At 66.0% G+C, this 3788-nt stretch carries 4 protein-coding genes, 1 tRNA gene and 1 other RNA gene; all 6 read left to right on the plus strand.

All coding sequences use genetic code 11. The features are described 5' to 3' along the window. Nucleotides 1-211: 211 nt before the first annotated feature. The 6 genes from AC1DSN_RS19730 (at nucleotide 212) to AC1DSN_RS19755 (ending at nucleotide 3571) form a co-directional block, all read left to right on the plus strand. A tRNA-Ser gene (locus AC1DSN_RS19730) sits at nucleotides 212-302 on the plus strand. A gap of 25 nt (nucleotides 303-327) precedes the next feature. Continuing rightward, an RNA gene (ffs, locus tag AC1DSN_RS19735) (signal recognition particle sRNA small type) lies at nucleotides 328-424 on the plus strand. 91 nt (nucleotides 425-515) lie between these two features. Further along, a complete protein-coding gene (gene dnaX, locus AC1DSN_RS19740; protein ID WP_477297515.1) occupies nucleotides 516-2267 on the plus strand; it encodes a DNA polymerase III subunit gamma/tau in 1752 nt (583 codons plus the stop codon). Continuing rightward, entirely contained in the window at nucleotides 2264-2587 is a 324-nt protein-coding gene (locus AC1DSN_RS19745) for a YbaB/EbfC family nucleoid-associated protein (RefSeq protein WP_063573112.1), read from the plus strand. The genes dnaX and AC1DSN_RS19745 overlap by 4 nt, the downstream gene beginning before the upstream one ends. A gap of 19 nt (nucleotides 2588-2606) precedes the next feature. Next, on the plus strand, nucleotides 2607-3209 hold the full coding sequence (recR, locus tag AC1DSN_RS19750; protein ID WP_063573111.1) for a recombination mediator RecR: 603 nt from the start codon (nucleotides 2607-2609) through the stop codon (nucleotides 3207-3209). Between the two features lie 17 nt (nucleotides 3210-3226). After that, complete coding sequence (locus AC1DSN_RS19755; protein WP_477332387.1) at nucleotides 3227-3571, plus strand: histidine triad nucleotide-binding protein; 345 nt, start codon at nucleotides 3227-3229, stop codon at nucleotides 3569-3571. Nucleotides 3572-3788: the final 217 nt, after the last annotated feature.

The raw sequence follows: 3788 nt of genomic DNA on the forward strand, positions 1-3788 counted from the left end.
CTACGGGAGCGTCGAAGACGGCGAAACCCTGGTCTCACACGGGTACCGGATCGTTCGTCCGGGCGAACGGGTGGCCCTTTCGGAGCCACAGCCGCCCCGACCGACGGCGGGCTGATGCCATTTCTTTGTTCCACCCTTGTCTCGCCGCACCGCTGAAGTTATCCTTCCGCTTCTTTGCCGGACAGGAAGCCGGGAAAGAGGATGTACAAGTGGAGAGGTGTCCGAGTGGTTGAAGGAGCACGCCTGGAAAGTGTGTATACGCTAATAACGTATCGAGGGTTCGAATCCCTCTCTCTCCGCCAGTTTCAAACGTCTTTATGGTGACCCTGTCGGTCCCCCCGCGACGATAGTCCGTAAACTCCGCCAGGTCCGGAAGGAAGCAACGGTAGCGGACGACTCGGGTGCCGGGGTGTGGCTGGCAGGGTCATCGCCTTTTGAGGGCCGCGCTTTTCGGGCCGCGCTTTCACCCGTCCCGGGTCCTTGGCACAATCCACCGTCGTCCCAAGGTAATACGCATGTCCTATCAGGTCCTCGCACGCAAGTGGCGCCCGCGCAAGTTCGCCGAACTGGTGGGCCAGGAGCACGTGGTCCGCGCGCTCACCAACGCGCTCGACTCCGGGCGCATGCATCACGCCTATCTCTTCACCGGCACCCGCGGCGTCGGCAAGACGACGATCGCCCGCATCTTCGCCAAGTCGCTGAACTGCGAGCGGGGCGAATCGGCCGATCCCTGCGGTGAGTGCTCGGTCTGCACGGCGGTGGATGCCGGTCGTTTCGTCGACCTGCTCGAAATCGATGCGGCCAGCAATACCGGTGTGGACGATGTCCGCGAGGTGATCGAGAACGCCCAGTACGCGCCGTCGCGCGGGCGCTTCAAGGTCTACCTGGTCGATGAGGTGCACATGCTCTCCAAGCCGGCGTTCAATGCGCTGCTGAAGACCCTGGAAGAGCCGCCGCCGCATGTGAAGTTCCTGCTCGCCACGACCGACCCGCAGAAGTTGCCGGTGACGGTCCTGTCGCGCTGCCTCAAGTTCAACCTCAAGCGCCTGTTGCCGGAGCAGATTTCCGGACAGATGCGTCACATCCTCGCGGCCGAAGGCATCGAATACGAAGGCGAGGCTATCGGTGAGCTCGCGCATGGCGCAGATGGCTCGATGCGCGACGGACTGTCGTTGCTCGACCAGGCCATTGCCTACGGTGGCGGCTCCGTGCGCGCCAGCGACGTACGCGCCATGCTCGGCAGCGTCGAGCGCGGGCAAGTGCTCGGCGTGGTCGAGGCGCTCGCCGCCGGTGACGGCGCCGCGCTGATGGGCGAGGCCGACCGTATCGCGTCTTACTCGCCGGATTTCGCCGGCGTCCTCGACGATCTCGCTACGGTGCTGCATCGCATTCAGCTGATCCAGCTGGTGCCGGGTTATCGCGAAGAAGAGGGGGACGCCGGCCTTGCCGACATCGCCAACCGTCTCGCGCCCGAAGACGTCCAGCTCTACTACCAGATCGCCACCACCGGCCGCCGGGAACTTCCCTTGGCGCCGGATGCGCGGATCGGCTTCGAGATGGCGCTGCTGCGCATGTTCGCTTTCCGTCCGGCGGAAGCCGGACAGGGCGCTGCGCCTTCGGCGCCACGCGTGGCCGCGCCGGCGACGGCCACCGCGCCGCGTGCTCCAGCATCAGCACCGGCGCCCGCCGCCGCTGCCCCGCAGCGCGCTCAGGCGCCTGTCTCGTCTGCACCCGCATCCGCGCCGGCTGCCGCGCGTCCTTCCGCACCTGCACCCGTTGCGCCCCGCGCGGCTCCGCCCGTAGCGGCGCCAGCGCCAGCACCGGCACTGGCACTGGCACCCGTCGCGCCACAGGGCCCGCTGGCCCTCGGCGCCAATGGTATGCCCGACTGGCACGAGGTGATCGAGCGCGCGAACCTGCGCGGTCCGATCGGTCAGCTGGCCCAGAACTCGTCGCTGCGTGAGCTCGACGGTGAAGGCATGGTGCTGGCGCTACTGCCTTCGCACATGCATCTGGCCGTGGAGCCGCTCACCAGTCAGATGGAAGAAAAGGTGTCCCAGGCGCTCGGCCGACGCATTCGCATCCGCTTCATTGCCGATCACGGCAATCTGGGTACCCCGGCGGAACGCCGGGCCCAGGCGCAGGTCGACGCACAGGCCAACGCGGTCGCCTCGATGGAGACCGACCCCTTCGTACAGACGCTCAAGCGCGAATTCGACGCGCGCGTCATTCCGCAATCGATCAAACCCGTGGAGCCAGGAACGTGAAAGGTCAAATTGGTCAGCTGATGCAGCAAGCCCAGCGCATGCAGGAAGACATGAAGCGTGCGCAGGATGAACTCGCCAAGACGGAAGTCACCGGTACCGCCGGTGGTGGTCTGGTCTCCGTGACCATGTCGGGCGGCCACGAAGTGCGCTCGGTGCACATCGATCGCCAGGCTTTTGCGGACGATCCCGAGATGGCCGAGGATCTGGTCGCCGCAGCCGTTAACGATGCCGTGAACAAGATCGCCGAAATCAGCCGCTCGCGGCTGGGTGGCGTCACCGCCGGGCTGAACTTGCCCGCCGGCTTCAAGATGCCGTTCTGACGAGCGGTCACGCCACACGATKACTAACGGCTCCCGCCTTCTCGGCGAACTGATCGATGCCTTGCGTTGCCTGCCGGGTGTCGGTGCGAAGAGCGCCCAGCGCATGGCCTTCCAGCTGCTCGAACGCGAGCGGCAGGGCGGCTTGCGTCTGGCTGCTGCCCTGGAGTCGGCAATGCGCGACGTGGGCAATTGCACGCGCTGCCGCAACTTCAGCGAGACACCGGTGTGTTCGCTCTGCGCCAGTTCGAGTCGTGACGCGCAGGTGCTTTGCATCGTGGAATCGCCATCCGATCTCGCTGCCATCGAAGGGGCGACGGGTTATCGCGGCCAGTATTTCGTGCTGCTCGGGCGCCTCTCGCCGCTGGATGGCCTGGGACCGGACGAGCTCGGTTTGCCCCTGCTCGTCGAGCGACTGGGTGAGGGCGATGTCGCCGAGATGATCATCGCCACCAACCCGACGGTCGAAGGCGAAGCAACGGCGCATTACATCGGTCAGCTGGCGAAGGCCGCCGGCATTCGCGCTACCCGTCTCGCTCATGGTGTGCCCCTGGGCGGCGAACTCGAATTCGTCGACCGCGGCACGCTCGCCCATGCTTTCGGCAGCCGGCAGTCGGTCGGCTGACCCTTCAAGGAATCACCATGACCGACACCATCTTCGCGAAGATCGTCCGCCGGGAAATTCCGGCCGATATCGTCTATGAAGACGACGACGTGCTCGCCTTCCGCGACCTCAATCCGCAGGCGCCGGTGCACGTGTTGTTCATTCCCAAGCGGGCCATTGCGACGCTGGACGACGCCGTGCCGGGCGATGCCGAACTGCTGGGCAAACTGCTACTCGCCGCCGCCTCGTTCGCCAGGGCGCAGGGTCTTGCGAAGGACGGCTACCGCACGGTGATCAACACGAATACGCACGGCGGACAGACAGTGTTCCACATCCATGTCCACCTGCTCRCCGGCCGCCAGATGCACTGGCCGCCGGGCTGAAGCGGTTCACTCGCGTTGCGAGTGCGTGTGTTTAGCGGCTTGCGCCGCCGATTGCGTTGGGGGGGGGGTGAGGCGCAGAGCCTTCGGTGCCCACCCTCGCGGCTCAGACACGTCCTCCGCGTTTCGTAGCGGAAAGGCCGCTGCGCGGCCGTGTACTTATTTGGCCTACGGCCGCTCCACTTGTGCGGAACTCGCCTCGAGGGTGGGCACCGAAGGC

It is taken from the genome of Luteibacter sp. P4_D7_3 (assembly GCF_056401735.1).

Bases quoted from the DNA above. Each gene is read 5' to 3' on its own strand.
- dnaX (WP_477297515.1), top strand. From the start codon at position 516: ATGTCCTATCAGGTCCTCGCACGCAAGTGGCGCCCGCGCAAGTTCGCC.